The sequence below is a fragment of the Lysinibacillus cavernae genome, assembly GCF_009724685.1.
Taxonomy (GTDB): Bacteria; Bacillota; Bacilli; order Bacillales_A; family Planococcaceae; genus Lysinibacillus; species Lysinibacillus cavernae.
The window spans coordinates 68,280-85,505 of record NZ_WMEF01000004.1 but is presented as its reverse complement, the minus strand read 5'-3'; the positions used below and the strand labels follow the sequence as shown (position 1 = coordinate 85,505).

Genomic DNA, 17,226 nt, shown 5'->3' with positions numbered 1-17,226 from the left:
GAATGAATATCTTCTCTATGCAATCCCAATAAAGCATCTTCAATTCTCTATTTTAAATTCTATCGAAAATAACTAGTAAATACTATCTATCAACCTTCATCTTCAGATAAATAAGGGTGATTTCATTACACAAAAAAAACAGCCTCTTCAGATGATCATCAAAGAGGCTACAAAATAGGTTATCTTACATGGTGATCCTGGTTTTTCGTCAAATTTCGCGCTTGCTTTAAATCTCTTTCTACACGGGCGTTCAATCGTTTCTCTATCAGCTTGCCAACCCACCATAAAATAACAATGGCAACAGCCGCAATCACCAATCTAACAGGGCTTGTCAATAACGATTTTAAATCATAGCCCAACACACTCATACCTAAGATCATGACGAACTTCCCTGCCAGTAATACTACTAAGTAAAACTTTTTATGAATATGGGACAATCCCGCTACAATATTCACAATAACAGATGGTGTAAATGGGAAGCATAAAAGGACAAAAAGAGGACTAATGCCATTCATATCCACCCATTTAATAAGTTTCTGTACTTTTTTACTGCCTGTTAAAAATCGTAGCTTTGGATGCTTGCCGAAATGGCGGACAAGCAAGAATACTGCATAGGAGCCAGCTACAGAACCTAACCAAGATAATAAAAATCCTAACCATAAACCAAATGCACTTGCATTGGCTACAACAAACACAACTAAAGGTAGGAAGGGTAAAAACGCTTCTAAAAATGGTAGCAGTAAACCAATGATTGGGCCAAGTGTTCGATACTGTGCCGCAACCTGTTCAATATTTTCTACAGTAAACCATTCACTCAACATCGACACCTCTATTTATACTGCAAAATTAAATGAAAAATTGTTAACCCTTCTGACGTATTGCGATATTCATGGGGTTGATGCCCCGAGAATACTAGTGTATCCCCTTCATCCAGTAATTCATGCATATCTCCCGCAGAAATAATAGCTTGTCCCTTGATAACCATTACAGTTTCCTCTACCCCTTCTGTATGGGCTTCACTCCTGCTTACAGCTCCTGGTTCCATTTCAACCTTGTAGAATTCCCAGCCTCGCTCAGGATTGTATGGAATAATTGAGTAGACACGGTAGCGTCCCTCATCCTCATCAACATGCGGAACATCCTTGCTACTATATCGCATGTAATGGGCAGTTGGCGGTTGAAGTAATGAAGAAAATGACATGCGCATACCAGCTGCAATTTTCCAAATGGTCGAAACGGTAGGATTAGCCTCACCTTTTTCAATTTGAGCGAGTTGTGCCTTACTAACTCCCGTCGCTTTGGCCACATCATCAAGGCTTAAATGACGTTGCTGTCTAATTTTCTTTAATTGAAATGCTAAATTTCGGCTCATTTGTTCCATTTTTGCTCACCAAATTTCTATTGTTTATTTTATCAGACATATGTATACTTTAATAAACATCAAGAACTATCAAACAATTCCATCAATAGTATACACGGAAATTATCGTGAAAGGATGACCTATTTATGACAAGTACAACAGAGCTTCATAATAATGATGCAACAAGCTCTTCTAACGACAGCTTTTTACAAGGTGTGAAAGATTGTGTACCTACTTTACTCGGTTATATTAGTATAGGACTTGCATTCGGTGTTGTAGGTTCCGCTTCAGGATTATCTGTACTTGAAATCGCACTTTTAACGATACTTATTTACGCAGGCTCTGCACAATTTATTTTTTGTGCGCTTCTTTTAACGAGTAGCCCAGCTTCTGCTATCATTGTAACCATTTTTGTAGTTAATCTACGCCATTTATTAATGAGTTTAACATTAGCACCTCATTTTACGCGCTACTCCATGCTAAGAAATGTTGGCTTCGGTACATTATTAACAGATGAAACCTTTGGTGTAGCCGTAACAAAGCAAATGCAAACAGGTAAATTATACGGTAAATGGATGGATGGGCTAAACATAACAGCCTATACTTTCTGGATTCTTTCCTGTATTACTGGTGCCTTTTTAGGTCAGTGGGTAGCAAATCCTGAAAAATGGGGCTTAGATTTTGCTTTAATCGCTATGTTTATCGCGCTTTTAGTTCTACAATTGAGCAGTATTGGCAAAAGTAAAATCATGCATTATATCAAGTTAATCGGCTATATGGCGGTTATTATGTACGGTCTTTCTTATATTGTTCCTTCACATGTGGCTGTGCTATTGGCAACAGTAATTGTAGCAACAATTGGGGTGGTGACTGATAAATGACGACAACTTCATATATGGTCTGGCTTATTATTGGCTGCGCACTTGTTACATGGTTACCGCGTGTCATTCCATTTATTTTTGTTCGTAGTGTAACACTCCCTGATGTTGTACTAAAATGGCTCAGTTTTATTCCTGTTTGTATATTAAGTGCTCTTGTTATTGAAAACTTATTAGATACAGATAGCGGCAAAGTAGTGACACTTGATTGGCCAGCTTTTGTTACATTTGTGCCAACACTTATTATTGCCATTGTCACAAAAAGTTTATCGATTACAGTAGTTGCAGGAGTAATCATTATGGCAGCTGTTCGATTTTTAATGTAAAAAAGTCAGTCCCCTGGGAACTGACCTTTTTTATTTCTTCATTTTACTTGCTAACCAAAAACCTACTGTTAACGAAAATGCATCGATTACAAAAATAATAGATGGGGATGTATAACCTGCGTAGACAGAAGCAGCGATAAGCGCAATCGCTAATAACAGTGCAACATAGCGGTTATACGTAATTCTTGTAAACAATAACACCAGTAGAGCTGGTATAAATAACGCTAATATCATTTTCCCGAAAACATCCATTATATTTCCCTCGGCTCAGCTAGTAATAAGCCAATGCGGTAATGATCATTGCTATAAATAACATGCTGTGTTAAACGAATTTCATTGTTTCTGTCTAACACTTCAAGGCGACAATGAGCTGCATTTAATTGCAGTGCTTCATATAATTCATTTTCCGTAAAAATAGACACACCATTTACTTTACGAATACATTCTCCTGCAAGCAAGCCCATTTTTTCAGCTGGTGAATCAGGGAGAACAGCTGCGATAATGGCACCCTTTGTACTTGGTGCTACCGCATAATGATCTGTTTTATCCTGCTGTGCAAAGTAGATAGAGATGATAATACGAATAATTGCGCCAAGGGCAAGTGTGATAAATCCAATCAATGGCTCAAAGTAGGCAGCCAGCCCCCCTATTAAAATAAGCTGTCCAAGTAACAGAACAGATCGCCCAATTTTAGGTAATTTTAATGATGGTAGTTCCTTTCGTGTCAGCTTGACAAAGCCAATTACGAGAGGAAACAACACGAGTGCGAAGCTATTATCTCCTATTGTAAACAGTGGCCAATACGGTAATACAGCAGAAATAGCATCACCAGGCATGATAAAGAAAATCGGTAATACCCATACATTTCTTGAGCGATAAACAATTGCCTGCATTCCTCGTTTCGTTTTTTCAATACTAGGAGTTGTCACCTTCATCGCTGCACGTCGAATTAATAACCCTTCCGCAATGACACAGATGCCCGCTAGAATGGTTATCGTAACGATTGCTCCATCCACTAAATTGACACCTTCTAAGGAAATTTTCCACCAAGAAAATGTCCAATTGTAATAAGACATAGCCCATATCGCTAGTGTTGCTATGCCCATTGTCAGAATGGGTGACAATGCATGCATAAAATGCAATACAAGTGCTACTATAGAAACTGCTATTAAAATGATTAAAAATACTTTCGGTACGGTAAGCCCTGCAACGATACTAATAATAGAAATGATCAGTGCATAAAGCCACCCATCTTTCCATTGTCCGATTAACTCCGTCCAGCCCCAAATAATCCGTCTATTAAAATATTTACGCTCCTGTTTCACACGACGATAACCTAATAAAATAGCAAATATTATGACTATATACAGTAATGGGTTGAGTAAAAAGCGGCCAATCGCTGTTACAAATTCTAATAATATATCACTAACCATACGAACACCCGCCATTTCTATCTTGAATACTATGAATTTATTGTATCAAACGACTACACTCTTGCGTAGTACAAACTCATAGAAAGCTTTGTATTATGGTATTTTTGTTCTTGTTATGGATTTTACTGTTCAATCGTGTGCAGTAAAAAACTAGTGGCCATTTGGAATTGCTGGTCATTTTGACGATCAACTTTATAATTTTTTAATGTTTCATTTAAACTATTAAAGAAAGTTGTATCCATATAAAATTCATCTTCTGCTCGTTTTAATTTTTTCTGTTTACGGTAAAGACTAACAGCCTCTGCCGTCGTATCATCCAAATAGCCATCCAAACGATCAATTTGGTAGCCTAGTTTCTGTAAGGCATTTTGTGAATAAGAAATTTCCTCACTCATATCCCCCACTTTAAATTTACCTGTCAGTGGATGCAGCTGAAAAGCAAATAATTCATTTTGCTCAATTACTAAACTTGCCTCAATACCTTGCCCATGAATCCATTCACGTTTTGGTGTAAGCCATTTATTTGTTGATAATTTAAGCTCCCCACCATTTGAAAGCTCCCAAGATTCCTGTACGGTTCCTTTCCCAAAGCTCTTGACACCAACCAATGAAGCACGTCCCCAGCCCTTTAAAGCACCGCTCAATACTTCACTAGCAGAAGCACTACCTTGGTTTTGTAAGACAACGATTGGAATTTTGTTCATCGTTTCTAAATATTTTTCATCAAAACCTTTTGTTTGCGTTTTTAATGGTTCCATAGCACCTTCCGCATTTTGCATATATGCAAATACCTTGCCATTGTCCAATACCGTGCTCAGTAGCGCTGCGACGCTATGTAAATAACCACCTGGATTATCACGTACATCAATCACAATTCCTTCAACATCTTTACGAAGCAATTTACTCGTTTCAGCAACCCATTCATTGGCCGTTTTTTCACCAAATAGCGAGATAGCCACATAGCCAATTGCTGTATCTTCTACCTTTACAACCTCACTTGATACAGTTTTATTGGAGATAGCAGCTCGTTCCATCGTCATCTTAATATGCTTATCCTCACTCGGACGGTAAACGACGATAGTAACTTTCGTCCCCTTTTCTCCCTGAATTAAGTGCATTAATTCACTCATCGTTTTCCCATCTACACGAACGCCATCAACTTGTACAATTTCATCGAGTGAACGCATTCCTGCTTTCTCTGCTGGAGATGAACGGACAGGGGACACAACAATAAATTTCCCTTTATTTTCTGTTAGTTCAATCCCAATACCCACTCTTTCCTCTGCCAGCATTTGCCGATGTTGCTCGGCCTCTTCCTTGGAGTAATAGGTACTGTAAGGATCTTTAATGGCATCAGCCATACCACGAAGAGCCCCCTCCACCAATGCATCCTTTTTTGTGCTGTATACTGATTTTTCTTCAATGATTGTCATGGCCTCATCAATTGTATCAACCTCCATAACAGGCTCTTTTTTATCGCCAATATTAAACCAATCAAAGTAAATACCACTACCTACCACTAAACTACTAAGTAGGACCCCGACACCGGCCGTTAATTTGCGCAAATCTTCCCTCCTCCGTCTCTTTTACTGTATGACTCTATTTTTTCAAACATACAAGATTACCTTTCAAATTTATGAAAAGAGAATATTTCGCTTTGCTCGTTGCTCAGTGGGTATTTTTCCTTGCTCCGCAGGTATTTCTCCTTGCTTCGCGGGTATTTCTCCTTGCTCCGCGGGTATTTCTCCTTGCTCCGCGGGTATTCTTAGCTTTTAATTAAAATAAAAAAATCAGCTCGTTTTCTACTATAGAAAACGAGCTGATTTTTTATGAATTAATCTAATGCATCTACATAATCATTTAACATATCAACATCCATTGGTCCTCTGATGGCGCGCTGAATATAGCCGTTGGTGTCAATGAAATAAGTCGTTGGAATGGTGATGATTTGATAATCAGAGCCAGCTGAATTTTCTGGGTCCAGTAGAATTGGGAATGTTAGCTCAAAGCTATCTCTGAATGTCATCACTGTATCTACTTTGGCATCAGCTGTCACATCACGTTCAGCTGATGTTAAATTAACAGCTACGATTTCAACATTTTTCTCTTTGGCATACTCATCGTAGAAACTTTGCATATGTGGCATTTCGGCCTTACAAGGTGGACACCATGTCGCCCAGAAATTCAACACAACCTTTTTTCCACGAAGATCGCTTAAAGTGATGTCTTCCCCATCTAAGCTCGTTAAAGTAAAATCAGGCGGTGTATCACCATTTCCTAAGCCGACTTCCCGTTTTTCCATGTCCTTACCAAGGGAAGACTTTTCAATTGCACGATCTTCATCAATTTGCTGTTTCACATATGTGCCAATCATCGCAACTACTAAAAGCACGACAATCAGTAACCCAATATTTTTTTTCATTCTTTACCTCCCATATCGATTCTTTTATGTTGAATAGCTACTACTAAACAAAGTAATAATAGACTAACACCCACAGCCGTTTGCCTTACACCTAGCGGCTGAAATAAGGTCATTATTATGTAACCAACTGTATAAAGTAATAATGCGTGTTTAACTCTTGCTAGTTTCCATAATATGAAGAGTGTTAATACACTTAGCACAACTAATGTAATAACTTCACTCGATGTAGTGTTGTTATTGAGTAGCACGACAAGCATTTGATAAATGGATTGCGTTAAAATAATGGCCCAGCAACATGCGATCATGCCTGTTTCATCAAACTGCAGCTTTTGTCGCTTCCACCATACTTGCAAAGATGCTACAATGACAGCAAGAAAAACGCCAATTGTTCCTCCATTGAAATACAACAAAGAAATTGGTTGGGCCACAACAGCCTTGAAATCAGTCATAAGCAAGCTTAGTTTCCACACAATGATAAACGTGAAAACGACGTCACTATATACGGTAGACCATTTTTTTGAAAATTGTAAGCGTAGAATAAGCCACACAATAAAAAAAGTAACAAGTAAAGCAACTGCAGTTGCTGGTAAAGTTAGTGCTCGGATTGAGTACCACTCTGTATTAATCACTCTAACAAATCCTCCTCCGAAAGATAGATACAGCATAGCATAGAACCTTTTAATAAAAAGAGTAATTCACACCATATTCAGAAAATCTTCAGAAACTAAAACCCGTTAAAAATACCCCACTATGTATATATTCATCATAACATTAAATAGAATCTTATAATAGCAATGAAACTTTAATTGGAATATTTAGTAAAACAATGAAAAAGAATGAGGAGAAGTTTTGTTCTCAAAGCGACTAATATTAGTCATCACTACTATTTTTCTTGGCATATGTATACTGGTGCTGTATTCAGAATATAGAACGAAAAACTTGGTAAAAGAGTTTTCACTTAAGAAGAAATATTGAATAATATTACCATCTAAGGAGTTCAAAGTGGTCGCCATCATCAATCGAGATGATTCACGATTAGAAGAAATGCGCTTAGCCTTAAGCACTAGTCAATATGATGGCATTTATCAGGTGGATATTATTATGACCACACGTTAAAGATACTGTTTTTCGAAGACGGTTTGATGGCTATTAATGGCCAAATATATAAGCAGGTCAGTGGCGAATCATTAGATGAAATAGTAAAAGCTATACACTAGAAAACTCTAATGTATAGCTTTTATATTTTACAATGGAATATATTTTAGAGGGTTTACGCTGCCCACTGCTTGTCCTCTCCAAGCTCCAATATGCACTTCAAAGTGTAAGTGAGGACCAGTAGAGCGACCAGTACTACCCATCGCTGCAATTTGCTGGCCTTGTGATACTTCTTGTCCTACGCTCACATTAAATGCACTTAAATGCGCATAAACTGTTGTATAAATTTGTCCATCGATGGAGTGCGTCAAAATGACAACATTACCATAAGAACTAAGTGGTGCTGCGTAGGAAACTACACCATCCGATGCCGCCCAAATTGGTGTCCCCGTTGCATTTGCAAGGTCCACACCATAATGGAATTCAGGACCAGCCCCAAGATTACGCCAGCCATAAGGTGATGTTAAGCGACCATTCGTTGGTTTAATCCAAGTCCCATTTGATTGCGGTGCATTGACTGTGCCACCAGAATAACCGCCACCACCATTGTTTGCTGCAGCAGCGGCCGCTGCCGCCGCGGCTGCTTTACGTTTTGCTTCTTGTTGACGAGCAATTTCAGCTAAACGATTTTGTTCAGCAATGATTTGATCTTGTAAATCCTGACTTAGATCCAATGCTTCTGAGTACTCTTTTTCAAGTAATACTTTTTCAGATTTCAGCTTTTCTTGTTCTTTTTCTAATTGGTCGACTAATTTATTTTTCTCAGCTTTTTGGCTACCTAATGAAGCTTTTAATCGTTCAAGCTCCGCTTTTTTATCTTCCAATTTTTGACGTTTTTCTTCTACAGCTTGCTTTTGTTCTTCTAATTTTTGTTTATCATTTTTTTGGTCTTGAATAATTTGACGATCTGCTTCCAACAATGCGTTGACTGCAGAGAATCGATCAATGAAGTCTACAAAACTATTAGAACCAAGCAACACATCTAAATAACTAACAGAGCCACCCGCTTGAATCGCACGTGCACGTTCTTGTAATAATAAATCGCGTTCTTCAATTTTATGAAGAAGTTCTTTAATAGACTCTTCTAATTTTTTTATTTCTTCATTTGTTGTATGAATTTCAGCTTGTACATTTTTAATATTACTATTGGTTTTGTCGATTTCAGCGTTTAATGCTTGAATTTGATCTAAGATTTTTTGTTGCTTGTCTTGATTAGCAGTAATTGCATTTGACTTATTACTGATGGAAGAATTTAAATCATTTTTCTTTGTTTCAATTTGTTTCTTTTCTTCTTTTAAATCCGATAAACTTGTTGCATATGCTGATGGAGTTTGGATAAAAAGAATTAGAGCAGATGCTGCTGCAAGTGTTTTCAATGTGTTTTTCGCCTTACTTTTCACCGATTGAACTCCCCTTCGACTATTCATTTTCTTCATCATAACTATCCGTTATGACTAAATTTTTAAAAACTTGCGCACTGACATGAAGCTTCCCCAAATACCGATAAGCACACCAATGAGTAGCAGAAGACCGCTCACCTGATACACCAATGGAGAAAAATCAAGTAATTGAATAAGCTCACCTTGTAAACGCGGTGCAATAATTTTATATATATTGTGGTAAAGGGTTGTGACAACCGCAATCGGAATAATTGAACCTAAAATTCCGAGCCACATACCTTCCAATAGGAATGGAATACGCACGAATGAATTCGTGGCCCCTACAAGTTTCATAATTTCTATTTCATCTCGACGAGCAATGATCGTAATTCGAATAGTATTCGAAATTAAGAAAATCGCAGTAAATAATAACCCTAAAATAAGCACGATTCCTACATTACGACTAATATTTAAGAAGTTAAATAGTTTTTCAACTTTTCCTTCGCCATACATTACGTCATATGTATACTCATATTTATCAATCGCTTTAGCAACTTTTGCTGTTTGCTGTGGATCAGCAGCTTTTACATAAATAACATTACGTAAAGGGTTACTTTGTTCAAATAGCTTAAAATCATCGCCAAAATCTTTAACTAACTTGGTTAGCTCATCTTCCTTAGTGGAGTAACTCATCTCAGAGACCCCAGGCAATTTTTTGACTTTTTCAATGAGAGCTTTTTCAGCAGCTTCATCTGCTGTTTCATCAATTAAAACTTTAATTTCGACATCGTTTTCTAAATCACTTGCTACTTTATTTAAATTCATCATAATAAGCGCAAAAACGCCTACTAGTATAAGCGTAACTGTTACTGCACTGACAGAGGCAATGGTCATCCAGCTATTTCGGCCAAGTGATTTAAAACTTTCACGGAAGTGGCGCTTTACTGTACTAAATTTCATAGCCGTATTCACCTCCATGTTCATCACGAACAATCAAGCCGCCTTCAATCGCGATAACACGTCGTCTTAGCGTATTTACAATTTCACGGTTGTGAGTTGCCATCACAATGGTTGTTCCACGTGCATTGATTTCCTCAAATAAATTCATAATCTCCCATGACGTTTCAGGATCAAGGTTCCCTGTAGGTTCATCTGCAATCACCACTTTTGGAACATTGACAATAGAACGTGCAATCGACACCCGTTGCTGTTCTCCCCCTGAAAGCTCATTTGGGAACATTCTTGCTTTATGTTTTAATCCCACAAGTTCTAAAACTTCCATAACACGACGTCTGATTTCATCTGGCTTTTCCTCTATTACTTCAAGCGCAAACGCAACGTTCTCATACACATTCAAACGAGGTAGCAATTTGAAATCTTGGAAAACAACGCCAAGTTGACGGCGCAAAAAAGGGACCTTTTTATTTTTTAATGTTGCTAAATCTATACCATTGACAATAATTTGTCCTGATGTTGCCTTTTCTTCACGGTACATCAATTTAATAAACGTAGATTTACCTGCACCACTTGGACCAACTACATACACAAATTCGCCTTGCTTTATATTAACGGAAATACCATTTGTCGCAACAACACCGTTTGGATATTTCTTTGTCACATTTTTCATTTCTATCATGATTAAACCACCTAAAACTCTCATCTATGTAAGAGGTATTTCTTTTACTATTATAGCACTCTATTTCTGTTTTTTTATTACAGTTTCATTTCAATACGTGGTAGTTCCTACTATTTCGTTCTTTCATTGCCATTATCCTCAAGAAAATGACAAAAATAAAAACAGAAATCGACTACATACGAAGTCGAATCCTGTTTGACAAGAAAAAAAGCATTCAAGCTTTAAATTAGCCTGAATGCTTCTACTGTTAAATTTGTTGTTCGTCCGTTGTTGTATAGCGCACTAAAACAGCACCTGTTTTCGATTCACCTTCGATAAATAAGCGATTCGCATTTTCAACTTCTTTATCAAAACGTACTACTTTGGATAGGAATTGATCTTGTGATTCCATTTTGGAAACATCCTGAATACCTACATCCACTTTTCCAAAATTCGTCACAACTTTGCCACTTAATGAAATTGTGCGTGGAACATACAATTCAACTGACCCTGCAACTGTCTGAGCTTTTATTTTAGATGAGTTTGTCGAACAAGTCGTCACCACAACATGTCCATTGACAGATTTAGCTTCCACTTCATCCAATGCGCCATCTAAATAAACACGCCCATTCAGTGTTTCAGCCTCTAAATCCTTACCACGGACATTTGTTAATTCAATGGAACCATTGGAAGAATCTACTTCCGCTTTTCCAAAATTAAACTTAGTTCCTTTAATAGCACCGTTTAAAGTTTTTACTTTTAATTCTTCAAATTCTGTGTCCTGTAAAGAAACACTACCATTCATAAGTCGAACAGATAATTTTTCAAGCTTATCCTTTGGTACTAACACCTTAACATTGACTTGCACAAGCTTTAATTGACTTAAAATTCGAAGTGAACGTTCATCTTCTTTCACAACAAATTGCTCTAAAAAGTGATTGCGTGTTTCTTCTTCACTATCATTCATCAATGGTGCTTTCACCTTACAAATAACTTGAATCGTATCTCCCTCACTGGATTCCAACGAGAAGTTACCATTTGGTAATTCAACAATAATATTGTCTACATTGGCAGCAGCCACTTCTTCTGTGTGTGTAAACTCAATTTTATCGCCAAATGGAGAGGCTACATCAAATTCCTTCACCTTTTTGACAGCTGTATTCATCATATCCATAAAAAGAGAACCAATTTGCGTTAAATCTTTACGAAAATCCTGCATCTCATCTTGGAAGTACTTCATATAATCTTCTTTTTTCTTGTCACCATCTTTTTGTTTTTCTTCAAAAAGTGACTCTTTTTCAGTTGGAGATGACTGCGTCTCTTTTGACACATCATTCATAACACTTTGAGTAGACTTGCCAGATTGCTCTAATGCTTCTAGTAATGTAAGCGCCTCTTGTGCCGAAATCGTACCTTTTTCTACAAGTTCTAAAATTCGTTGACGTTCATTTTGCATAAATAAATAGCCTCCCTCAGTTCGTTATACTATTTATACGATTCATCAAGTGAAAAGTTTCACTGCAAAATTGAATAAATTGGGTCTTTTCATTACAATATCTTGGCTTTCCATACTTTTACCTCAAGTTGTACGGGCATTTCAACTCGGATTGAGTAGGTCTCTCCACTTTTTGCTCATTTCACACCCCAAATTAAACAGGTAACCCCTCTAATTGATTACCAATAGAGGGGTTGTCCTTAAGCTTTAGAAGCTTCTACTAGCACGGCATCCATTCGCATACGATCGCGTTCCAGAATCGGTTTTAGGTACTTCCCTGTATAAGAGCCAGCAACTTTTACGACCTCTTCTGGTGTACCAGTCGCAATGATGGTTCCGCCTTTGTCCCCACCTTCTGGGCCTAAGTCAATAATATAATCAGCAGTTTTAATGACATCTAAATTATGCTCAATGACTAATACAGAGTCACCATTTTCAACAAGACGCTGCAACACTACCAGTAAACGGGCAATATCATCTGCATGTAAACCTGTCGTTGGTTCATCCAAGATATAAAAAGATTTCCCTGTAGAGCGTCGATGTAATTCAGAGGCTAGTTTGACACGCTGAGCCTCACCACCTGATAATGTTGTGGCAGGTTGTCCTAATTTCATATAGCCTAAACCTACATCGACAATAGTTTGTAGCTTACGCTGGATCTTTGGAATATTTTCGAAGAACACTACGGCATTTTCAATCGTCATATCTAGAATATCTGCAATACTCTTATCTTTATACTTCACTTCAAGTGTTTCACGATTATAACGTTTCCCGTGACATACTTCACATGGCACATAGACATCTGGAAGGAAATGCATCTCTATTTTAATAATGCCATCACCACGACATGCTTCACAACGGCCACCTTTGACATTAAAACTAAAACGACCTTTTTTATAGCCTCTTACCTTCGCTTCATTTGTTGCCGAAAAAACATCACGAATATCATCAAATACACCTGTATATGTTGCTGGGTTAGAACGAGGTGTCCGACCAATTGGTGATTGATCAATATCGATTACTTTTTCTAGCTCATCTATGCCTGTCACTTCTTTATGTTCTCCAGGCTTGACCTTTGAACGATTCAGCTTCTGTGCCAATGATTTATATAAAATTTCATTTATCAGTGTAGATTTTCCAGAGCCAGACACACCTGTCACTGCGACAAACAAACCAAGTGGAACATCTACTTTAACATTGCGTAAATTATTTTCCTTGGCACCTTTAATGGAGAGCTTACGTCCATTTGGCTGACGTCTTTCAACTGGCAATGGGATAAATTTTCTGCCACTTAAATATTGACCTGTTAAAGATTTTTCATTATTCATGACTTCCTGGGGTGTACCTGCTGCAACAATTTGACCTCCGTGAACGCCAGCACCAGGTCCTACATCAATAAGATAATCTGCTGCTAGCATCGTATCTTCATCATGCTCCACGACAATCAATGTATTACCGATATCACGCATATTTTGCAACGTGCTAATCAAACGATCATTATCGCGTTGATGCAAACCAATCGACGGCTCATCTAAAATATAGAGGACCCCAGTTAAACGTGAACCAATTTGTGTAGCTAGTCGAATACGTTGCGCTTCTCCACCTGATAATGTGCCTGCTGCACGACTCAATGTTAAATAGTCTAAACCTACATTGACAAGGAAGCCCAATCGCTCTTCAATTTCCCGTAAAACCAGGCGAGCAATTTGCATATCCTTTTCAGTTAAATCTAGCTCTTTGAAAAATGTGTCCGCTTCCTGAATCGAATATTGAGTTACCTCACCAATATGCTTATCTGCCACTTTCACAGCTAACGTTTCCGTTTTTAAACGATAGCCTTTACATGAAGGACAAGCTTGCTGAGCCATATATTTCTCCATTTGCTCACGAACATAATCGGATGTTGTTTCTTTAAAACGACGCTCAACATTGCGTACAACACCTTCAAATTCAATCATTTGGTCTCGAACATTGCCAAACTCATTTTCATAATGGAAGTGAATTTTCTCTTTTCCAGAGCCATATAAAATCTTATCCATCTTTTCCTTCGGTAAATCCTTCACAGGCACGTCCATCGGAATATCATAGTGATCACAAACAGCTTTTAATAATTGAGGATAGTACTGTGAACTAGTTGGCTCCCACGGTGCAATGGCATGCTCTACTATTGAACGATCCCAATCCGGCACCACTAAATCTAAATCTACCTCTTGTGTTGACCCTAAGCCGTCACAGCTTGGGCAAGCACCAAATGGGCTATTAAATGAAAACATACGAGGCTCTAGCTCACCAATAGAAAAACCACATAATGGACAGGCATGATGTTCACTAAATAGTAATTCCTCATGCTCCATCACATCTACAAGTACACGACCTTCAGCTAAACGCAAAGCTGTTTCTAAAGAATCACTTAGACGAGCAGCTATCCCTTCCTTCATAACAACACGGTCCACTACCACTTCAATCGAATGTTTTTTATTTTTATCCAGATCAATTGCATCATCTAAATCGCGCAATTCCCCATCAATACGTACACGGACAAAGCCCTGCTTTTTTAAATCCTCCAGCAGTTTAACATGTGTTCCTTTACGTCCTGAAACCATCGGCGCAAGGAGCTGCATTTTTGTTCTTTCTGGGTAAGTTAGTAAGCGATCCACCATTTGCTCAATCGTTTGGGAAGTGATTTCTATCCCATGATTTGGACAAATCGGTTTACCTATACGTGCATAAAGCAAACGTAAGTAATCATAGATTTCCGTTACCGTACCTACAGTCGAACGCGGGTTGCGGCTCGTTGTTTTTTGGTCAATTGAAATAGCAGGCGATAAACCTTCTATCGCATCGACATCTGGCTTATCCATTTGCCCTAGAAATTGACGGGCATAGGCGGAAAGGGACTCAACATAACGACGTTGGCCCTCCGCATAAATAGTGTCAAATGCTAGAGAAGACTTTCCTGATCCCGATAAACCTGTTAATACAACTAATTGATCACGTGGTATTGTGACATTGATATTTTTTAAATTATGAGCACGTGCACCTTGCACGACAATTTCAGTATTTTTCACAAGTCATTCACCCTTCTACCTTCAATTCAAATATTGTATCTCGCAACTCAGCCGCACGTTCAAAATCAAGCGCTTTTGCGGCTTCCTTCATTTCTACCTCTAACGAAGCCAAAAGCTGATCTTTTTCCGCCTTTGTTAGTTTTCTGCCTTTCGTAGCCTTTGTTACATAGGATTCCTCATCTTCAGCTACTTGTGTCGCACGAATCACCTCTGGGATTTTCTTGATAATTGTTTGAGGCGTTATGCCATGCTCCTCGTTATAAGCCATTTGTAATGCGCGACGACGTTTCGTTTCACTAATCGCCTTTTTCATCGAGTCTGTTACATTGTCTGCATACATAATGACATGACCATTCGCATTACGTGCAGCACGGCCAATCGTTTGAATCAATGAACGTTCGGAACGTAAAAATCCTTCTTTATCAGCATCTAAAATCGCCACAAGTGATACCTCAGGAATATCAAGCCCTTCACGCAATAAATTAATGCCAATCAGCACATCATATGTTCCTTTACGTAGCTCACGAATAATCTCAATACGCTCAAGCGTCTTTATCTCAGAATGTAAGTATTCGACCTTTAAACCCATTTCTTTCAAATAGGCTGCTAAATCCTCTGACATTTTCTTCGTTAACGTTGTCACTAAAACTCGCTCATTACTTGCAATTCGATCTTGAATCTCATCAATCAAATTATCTATTTGCCCTTCGATGGGACGTACATCAATTAATGGATCCAATAGACCAGTAGGACGAATAATTTGCTGTGCCATTTCTGGAGTATGCTCCAGCTCATAAGGACCTGGTGTTGCCGATACATAAATAGCTTGATGCATTCGCTTTTCATATTCTTCAAACCGTAATGGACGATTATCAAGAGCTGATGGCAAGCGGAAACCATGCTCAACGAGAACACCTTTACGAGCCTGGTCACCATTGTACATTCCACGGACTTGAGGAAGTGTTACGTGACTTTCATCGACTACAAGTAAAAAGTCCTCAGGGAAATAATCCAGCAAAGTATACGGAGTGGCCCCTGCTTCACGTAATGTTAAGTGACGTGAATAGTTCTCAATCCCAGAGCAAAAACCCATTTCACGCATCATTTCTAAATCATAACGGGTACGCTGCTCTAATCGCTGAGCCTCTAGTAATTTTTCCTCGGAACGTAATAAAGCAAGTCGATCTTCTAATTCTTTTTCAATGTTTTCAATAGCCTTTTTCATTTTTTCTTCTCGTGTAACGAAGTGGGAGGCTGGGAAAATAGCAACATGATCTCTGTCTGATAAAATCTCACCTGTTAATGCATCTACCTCACGAATGCGATCGATTTCATCACCGAAAAACTCCACACGAATACAATGCTCGTCACGTGAGGCTGGGAAAATTTCTACTACATCTCCACGTACCCGAAATGTTCCGCGTGTGAAACTGATATCATTACGTTCGTATTGAACATCCACAAGCTTGCGCAGTAGCTGGTTACGTTCAATTTCCATACCTGTACGAATGGATACAACCATTTCTCGATATTCTTCAGGCGAACCTAGACCATAAATACAGGACACAGATGCAATAATAATGACATCCTCACGCTCAAATAATGCAGATGTTGCAGAGTGTCGCAGCTTATCAATTTCATCGTTAATACTAGAATCTTTTTCTATATAGGTATCTGTTTGCGGTACATAGGCTTCTGGTTGGTAGTAATCATAGTAGCTGACAAAATATTCAACGGCGTTATTCGGGAAGAATTCTTTAAATTCACTATATAACTGGCCAGCTAGTGTTTTATTATGTGCCATAATAAGTGTCGGTTTCTTGACCTGCTGGATTACATTAGAAATGGTGAACGTTTTTCCAGTTCCTGTAGCACCAAGCAATGTTTGATGCCGTTTGCCTGCTTTAACACCCTCCACTAATTCCGCAATTGCCTGTGGTTGATCCCCGTTAGGCTGATATGGCGCTTGTAAATCAAAAGTTTGCACACATGTCCCCGTCCTTTCCTTCCAATTTGTACATATATTTTAGCATAGCGATAGTAAAATTTCGAACATTTAACGAACGAATGTTTGTAAAAATTTTTTTGTCGCTAA

Annotated in this window: 15 protein-coding genes; 2 read left to right on the top strand and 13 right to left on the bottom strand. The window is 38.3% G+C overall.

Annotation, left to right across the window (positions count from 1 at the left end):
- Nucleotides 1-179: 179 nt before the first annotated feature.
- Together GJU32_RS11045 and GJU32_RS11040 are read right to left on the bottom strand one after the other, a co-directional pair.
- Nucleotides 180-818, bottom strand: a complete 639-nt coding sequence (locus GJU32_RS11045; protein WP_196426665.1) for a TVP38/TMEM64 family protein — start codon at nt 816-818, stop codon at nt 180-182.
- An 11-nt stretch (nt 819-829) separates the two neighbouring features.
- A complete protein-coding gene (locus GJU32_RS11040; RefSeq protein WP_155592008.1) occupies nt 830-1,381 on the bottom strand; it encodes a helix-turn-helix domain-containing protein in 552 nt (183 codons plus the stop codon).
- 125 nt (nt 1,382-1,506) lie between these two features.
- Here GJU32_RS11040 and GJU32_RS11035 point away from each other — a divergent pair, with 125 nt between their 5' ends.
- Entirely contained in the window at nt 1,507-2,241 is a 735-nt protein-coding gene (locus tag GJU32_RS11035) for an AzlC family ABC transporter permease (RefSeq protein WP_155592007.1), read from the top strand.
- Entirely contained in the window at nt 2,238-2,564 is a 327-nt protein-coding gene (locus tag GJU32_RS11030; protein ID WP_155592006.1) for an AzlD domain-containing protein, read from the top strand. The genes GJU32_RS11035 and GJU32_RS11030 overlap by 4 nt, the downstream gene beginning before the upstream one ends.
- 30 nt (nt 2,565-2,594) lie before the next feature.
- Here GJU32_RS11030 and GJU32_RS11025 read toward each other — a convergent pair whose 3' ends face one another.
- The 11 genes from GJU32_RS11025 to uvrB all read right to left on the bottom strand — a co-directional run bounded on the left by GJU32_RS11025 (nt 2,595) and on the right by uvrB (nt 17,118).
- The gene (locus GJU32_RS11025; RefSeq protein WP_155592005.1) at nt 2,595-2,816 is read right to left on the bottom strand and encodes a DUF2198 family protein; all 222 of its coding nucleotides are present in this window, start codon (nt 2,814-2,816) and stop codon (nt 2,595-2,597) included.
- Nucleotides 2,816-3,997 (bottom strand): PDZ domain-containing protein, encoded by a 1,182-nt coding sequence (locus tag GJU32_RS11020; RefSeq protein WP_155592004.1) that lies wholly within the window; start codon nt 3,995-3,997, stop codon nt 2,816-2,818. Before GJU32_RS11020 ends, GJU32_RS11025 begins: the two co-directional genes overlap by 1 nt.
- 122 nt (nt 3,998-4,119) lie before the next feature.
- Nucleotides 4,120-5,562 carry a S41 family peptidase gene (locus GJU32_RS11015; RefSeq protein ID WP_155592003.1) on the bottom strand — a complete coding sequence of 481 codons (1,443 nt, stop codon included), beginning with the start codon at nt 5,560-5,562 and terminating at the stop codon, nt 4,120-4,122.
- A 269-nt stretch (nt 5,563-5,831) separates the two neighbouring features.
- Entirely contained in the window at nt 5,832-6,419 is a 588-nt protein-coding gene (locus GJU32_RS11010) for a peroxiredoxin family protein (protein WP_155592002.1), read from the bottom strand.
- The gene (locus tag GJU32_RS11005; protein ID WP_155592001.1) at nt 6,416-7,048 is read right to left on the bottom strand and encodes a hypothetical protein; all 633 of its coding nucleotides are present in this window, start codon (nt 7,046-7,048) and stop codon (nt 6,416-6,418) included. Before GJU32_RS11005 ends, GJU32_RS11010 begins: the two co-directional genes overlap by 4 nt.
- Nucleotides 7,049-7,663: 615 nt before the next feature.
- Entirely contained in the window at nt 7,664-8,974 is a 1,311-nt protein-coding gene (locus GJU32_RS11000) for a murein hydrolase activator EnvC family protein (protein ID WP_155592000.1), read from the bottom strand.
- 54 nt (nt 8,975-9,028) lie between these two features.
- A complete protein-coding gene (ftsX, locus tag GJU32_RS10995; RefSeq protein WP_155591999.1) occupies nt 9,029-9,913 on the bottom strand; it encodes a permease-like cell division protein FtsX in 885 nt (294 codons plus the stop codon).
- Nucleotides 9,903-10,589 carry a cell division ATP-binding protein FtsE gene (ftsE, locus tag GJU32_RS10990; RefSeq protein WP_155591998.1) on the bottom strand — a complete coding sequence of 229 codons (687 nt, stop codon included), beginning with the start codon at nt 10,587-10,589 and terminating at the stop codon, nt 9,903-9,905. The genes ftsX and ftsE overlap by 11 nt, the downstream gene beginning before the upstream one ends.
- Before the next feature lie 247 nt (nt 10,590-10,836).
- Complete coding sequence (locus GJU32_RS10985; protein ID WP_155591997.1) at nt 10,837-12,024, bottom strand: DUF4097 family beta strand repeat-containing protein; 1,188 nt, start codon at nt 12,022-12,024, stop codon at nt 10,837-10,839.
- A 239-nt stretch (nt 12,025-12,263) separates the two neighbouring features.
- Nucleotides 12,264-15,131 carry an excinuclease ABC subunit UvrA gene (gene uvrA, locus GJU32_RS10980; RefSeq protein ID WP_155591996.1) on the bottom strand — a complete coding sequence of 956 codons (2,868 nt, stop codon included), beginning with the start codon at nt 15,129-15,131 and terminating at the stop codon, nt 12,264-12,266.
- Between the two features lie 7 nt (nt 15,132-15,138).
- The gene (gene uvrB, locus GJU32_RS10975; RefSeq protein ID WP_155591995.1) at nt 15,139-17,118 is read right to left on the bottom strand and encodes an excinuclease ABC subunit UvrB; all 1,980 of its coding nucleotides are present in this window, start codon (nt 17,116-17,118) and stop codon (nt 15,139-15,141) included.
- Nucleotides 17,119-17,226 lie beyond the last annotated feature (108 nt).

Coding starts and splice junctions, on each gene's coding strand:
- GJU32_RS11040 (WP_155592008.1), bottom strand. CDS start 1,381: ATGGAACAAATGAGCCGAAATTTAGCATTTCAATTAAAGAAAATTAGA.
- GJU32_RS11035 (WP_155592007.1), top strand. CDS start 1,507: ATGACAAGTACAACAGAGCTTCATAATAATGATGCAACAAGCTCTTCT.
- GJU32_RS11030 (WP_155592006.1), top strand. CDS start 2,238: ATGACGACAACTTCATATATGGTCTGGCTTATTATTGGCTGCGCACTT.
- GJU32_RS11025 (WP_155592005.1), bottom strand. CDS start 2,816: ATGGATGTTTTCGGGAAAATGATATTAGCGTTATTTATACCAGCTCTA.
- GJU32_RS11020 (WP_155592004.1), bottom strand. CDS start 3,997: ATGGTTAGTGATATATTATTAGAATTTGTAACAGCGATTGGCCGCTTT.
- GJU32_RS11010 (WP_155592002.1), bottom strand. CDS start 6,419: ATGAAAAAAAATATTGGGTTACTGATTGTCGTGCTTTTAGTAGTTGCG.
- ftsX (WP_155591999.1), bottom strand. CDS start 9,913: ATGAAATTTAGTACAGTAAAGCGCCACTTCCGTGAAAGTTTTAAATCA.
- ftsE (WP_155591998.1), bottom strand. CDS start 10,589: ATGATAGAAATGAAAAATGTGACAAAGAAATATCCAAACGGTGTTGTT.
- GJU32_RS10985 (WP_155591997.1), bottom strand. CDS start 12,024: ATGCAAAATGAACGTCAACGAATTTTAGAACTTGTAGAAAAAGGTACG.